Source organism: Nocardia takedensis NBRC 100417 (assembly GCF_000308695.1).
GTDB classification, from domain to species: domain Bacteria; phylum Actinomycetota; class Actinomycetes; order Mycobacteriales; family Mycobacteriaceae; genus Nocardia; species Nocardia takedensis.
The window spans coordinates 1-4,740 of record NZ_BAGG01000211.1; the positions used below are offsets into that span (position 1 = coordinate 1).

Annotated in this window: 2 protein-coding genes; both read right to left on the reverse strand. The window is 69.4% G+C overall.

Annotated features, from left to right (window positions below; all coding sequences use genetic code 11):
- On the reverse strand, positions 1-2,645 hold a 2,645-nt coding region (locus ON30_RS28110), incomplete at its 3' end, for a type I polyketide synthase (protein WP_040712055.1).
- Between the two features lie 102 nt (positions 2,646-2,747).
- Positions 2,748-4,740: type I polyketide synthase (locus ON30_RS28115; RefSeq protein ID WP_157183871.1), on the reverse strand; the 1,993-nt coding region annotated here is incomplete at its 5' end.

A 4,740-nucleotide genomic window follows, 5' to 3' on the forward strand; every position in this document is an offset into this window, starting at 1 on the left:
GACCAATCCACACCCACACCCACAACAAACGCCGCAGCCAGCGACGCGGTGAACCGGTCGAGGGCGCCGTCCTCGCGGCGCAGCGACTCGACGATCGCGCTCGCGGTGTCGTCGCAGTTCTCCTCGACGGGCACCGTGAGGATCGGGTGCGGGCTGATCTCCACGAAGGCTCGGCAGCCGTTGTCGAGGGCCGCTCGTACCGCCTTGTCGAACCGCACCGGTTCGCGCAGGTTGGAATACCAGTAGTCACCGTCGAGGGTGGCCGGGTCGATGCGCACGCCGTGCAGGGCGGAGACGAAGTCGGCCGTGGCGCCGTCGATCGGGACGACCTCGCCGAGGCCGGTACGGATGTCGGCTTCGATGTCGTCGATCTGTCGCGAGTGCGAGGCGTAGTCGACCGGCAGTCGTTTGGCGTCGACGCCTTCGGCTTCCAGCTTCGAGAGCAGTTCGTCGAGGGCCGCGCGCTCGCCGGACACCACGGTCTTGTGCGGGCTGTTGACGACGGCGATATCGAGTCGGCCGTCCCATTCGGTCAGTCGCTCGCGCACTTCGTCGGCCGACAACGGCACCGAGGCCATGCCGCCGCGCCCCGAGAGTTTCGCCACGCACCGACTGCGCACGGCGACGAGGCGCGCGGCGTCGCGCAGCGGCAACGCGCCCGCGACACACGCGGCCGTGATCTCACCTTGGGAGTGGCCCATCACGGCGTCGGGATGGACTCCGGCCGCGCGCCATGCTTCGGCCAGCGCGATCGACACGGCGAACAGCATCGGCTGGAGGACGTCGACAGCGTCCAGGCTCGGGGCCGTCGGTACGCCCCGCAGTACGTCGGAGGGGTCCCACTCGACGAACTCCGCGAGTGCCCGCGCCGCGGTGTCGAACGCGGCGGCGAAAGTGGGGTGCTGGTCGTAGAGGTCGCGGCCCATGCCGACCCACTGGGAACCCTGGCCCGGAAAGACGAAGACCGTCTTGCCCTCGTTCTCCGCCCGTCCCACCACCACACCGCGGGTGGGCTCGCCGGCGATCAGGGACTCCAATCGGGTCTCGAACTCACCGCGGTCGGCGCCGATCAGCACGGCGCGGTGCTCGAACACCGTGCGTCGCGCCAACGTCGCGGCCACCGCGGCCGGGTCGACGTCGGGGTGGGTGTGCAGGAAGTCTCGCAGGCGCGTCGCCTGGGCGGTCAGCGCGGCGGCGCTGCGGGCCGACAGCACCCACGGCAGCGCGGGGGCCCGGTCGGCGGGCTCCTCCGCCTGCGCGGGCGGCGCTTGCTCCAGGACGACGTGGGCGTTGGTGCCGCTGATCCCGAACGAGGACACGCCCGCCCGTCGCGGCCGCCCCGTGGACGACCACTCCTGACGAGAACCCAACAGCCGCACGGTTCCCGCGGCCCAGTCGATCTCGGAACTGGGCTCGTCGGCGTGCAGCGTGGCGGGCAACACCCCGTGGCGCATCGCCTGCACCATCTTGATCACACCGGCCAACCCCGCCGCCGCCTGCGTGTGACCCATATTCGACTTCACCGACCCCAACCACAGCGGCCGCTCGGGGTCACGGCCCTGGCCGTAGGTCGCCAGCAACGCCTGGGCCTCGATCGAGTCACCGAGGGGCGTACCGGTGCCGTGCGCCTCCACGACATCCACATCGCCACCGGACACTCCGGCGTTCGCCCACGCCCGACGAATCACCCGCTGCTGCGCCGGACCGCTCGGTGCGGTCAAACCGTTCGACGCGCCGTCCTGGTTGACCGCCGAGCCACGTACCACCGCCAACACCCGATGCCCCTGCCGGACCGCGTCCGACAACCGCTCCACCACCAACACGGCGGCGCCCTCGGCCGGACCGAACCCGTCGGCGCCGGCCGCGAACGCCTTGCACCGGCCGTCCGCGGCCAATCCACGCAACTGCGAAAAGCCGACGTAGACATCGGGATTCGCCATCACCGTGACGCCGCCGACCAGTGCCAGCGAGCACTCGCCGAGCCGCAGCCCCTGCACCGCGAGGTGCAACGCCACCAGCGACGAGGAACACGCGGTGTCCACCGACACCGCAGGGCCTTCCAACCCCAACACATAGGCCACTCGCCCCGAGGCCACGCTCGAGGTCTTTCCGGTCATCAGATGGCCCGCGTAGCCCTCGCGGTCCTCGTGCACGTTCGGCCCGTAGCCTTCGTCGACGATGCCCGTGTACACGCCGGTCGCCGAGCCGCGCAACGACCGCGGATCGATCCCCGCGTACTCCAGCGCCTCCCACGACACCTCCAACAGCAACCGCTGCTGCGGATCCATCGCCGCCGCCTCGCGCGGGCTGATCCCGAAGAACGCCGCGTCGAAATCGCCTACGCCGCCGACGAATCCGCCCTCACGGACATAGGATTTGCCCGCCACACCCACCTGCGGATCGAAGAGTTCCTCGACGTCCCAGCCGCGGTCGTCGGGAATCTCCGACACCACGTCGCGGCCTTCGAACACCACATCCCACAGGTCCTCCGGACCCATCACCCCGCCCGGAAGACGGCATCCCATCCCCACCACCGCCAGTGGCTCGGACAGTCCGCCCTCGACATCGGCCAGTCGCGACCGCAACGACTGCAACTCCCCCGCGGCCCGCTTCAGGTACGCCCGGAGATCATCCTCATTGGACATGACAGCCTCTTTCCCTCTGATGCATGTGACTGATACAGCGCTGAACCACAACGAACACCCACCACTCGGCCGCGACGACGCGGACCGTGATCGTGTGCGCGCCTAGGTGACTCCACCGGCGAGGGTGGGCAGCAACTCGTTGATGTAGTTGATGAGATCGTCAGGTGTCTCGTAGTCGAAGACCGCGGTCGGCGCGATGCGGATTCCGGTCACCGCCGACAGTCCGTTGCGGAATTCCATCGCGCTGAGCGAGTCCACCCCGAGGTCCTGGAAGCCGCGGCTCGTATCGATCTCCCCGGGGTCGGCGAAGCCGAGTGCCACGGACAGTTCGTCGAGGACCACCTCGCGGATCTTCGCCAATCGCTGTTCCGGCGTCATCGCCGACACTTCGGCCAGCAGATCGGAATCGGCGTCCGACGACGTGCGACTCGGCGACAGGGAATTGTTCTCGCCGCCGCCCGAATCGCCGAACATCGCGAAGATGCCCGCTTTGCCGCTCACCGTCCGCAAGCGGTCGAGGTCGAGGCGCGCGATCACGATTCGCGCCCGATCCGCGGGCAGCACGCGATCGAGCGCGGTCAGGGCTCGCGGAGCGGGGATCGCGCCGATGCCCCAACGGTCGAGCCTGCCCTTGTCGGCGGCCAGCAGATCGCTGCCCATCCCGGTCGTGGATTCCCAGAGGCCCCAGGCGATCGAGGTGGCGGGCAGTCCTGCGGCCCTTCGGTATTCGGCGAGACCGTCGAGGAAGCCGTTGGCCGCCGCGTACCCCGCCTGCCCCGGTGTGCCGATGGTCGCGGCCAGCGACGAACACAGGATGAAGAACGCGAGTTCGTGGGCGGCGGTCAGTTCGTGGAGATTCCACGCGCCACCGGATTTGGCGCCGAGCACGGCATCGAGATCGTCCGCGGCGAGGTCGGCGAAGGACGAGTCGGCCAGCACTCCGGCCGCGTGGACGACACCGACCAACGGCGCGTCGGCGGGAATCTCGTCCAGTACACGACCCAGACTCGCTCGGTCGCTCACGTCGCAGGCGACCGAGTCGACCGCGGCTCCCAGCGCGCGCAACTCCTCGCACAACGCCATCGAGGCGGTGGAGGTCCCTCCCGTGCGACTCACGAGCAGAATGCGCGAGGCGCCGTGTTTCTCGACGAGGTGACGTGCCAGGGACGCGCCGACGACACCGGTGCCGCCGGTGATCACCACCGTGCCGTTCGCACTCGCGCGCAGCGGGCTCGGCGCGGACGGTCCGCTCGCGCTCACCGAGCGGATCCTCGGGGTGAGGTGGCGCGATCCGCGGACCGCCACCTGGGTGGCTCCGCGAGAATCGATCGCCTTCGAGATGGCCGCGTCGTCCCAGTCGTCGGTGTCGAGAAGCACTATGCGGTCGGGGTATTCGTTCTGCACCGATCGCAACAGACTCCACGCCGCCGCACCGCCGGGGTTTGCGCCATCGGAATCGATGACACGGATCAGTTGTCTGGTGACGACCACGATCGTGGTCCGCGGGTCCACGGTCCGCAGTTGTGCGCGGAGGTCCTCGACGAGGTGATGCAGCCACTTGCGCATACCGTCCAGGTCGTCGCGCCACGGCCACTCGTATCGCAGGACGTGCCGCGCCTCGGAATCGGCGGAGCCGTACAGCAGTTTCGTGGGCTTCCAGTCGACGGTGTACAACACCTCGTCGGTGCCGCGTACCGGACCCAGCTCGCTCAACGCCACCCCGCGCACCACCAACACCGCCTCGGCCACCACACCACCCACACCGTCGAACAACACGATCCCCACCCGGCCCGCACCCTCACCACGCAACCGTGCCCGTACCGCGCGCGCCCCCACCGCGAACACCCGCACCCCCTCCCACGCGAACGGCAACAACACCGAACCCGCCTCGACCTCCAACCCCAGAAAACCCATCGCCTGCATCGCCGCGTCCAACAACGCCGGATGGATCACGAACTCCTCCACCCCACCGGCGGCCTCGGGCAACGCCACCTCCGCGAACACCTCGTCCCCGCCACGCCACACCGACCGCAACCCCCGAAACACCGGACCGTACCGATACCCCCGCTGCGCGCATTCCTCGTAGAAATCCTCC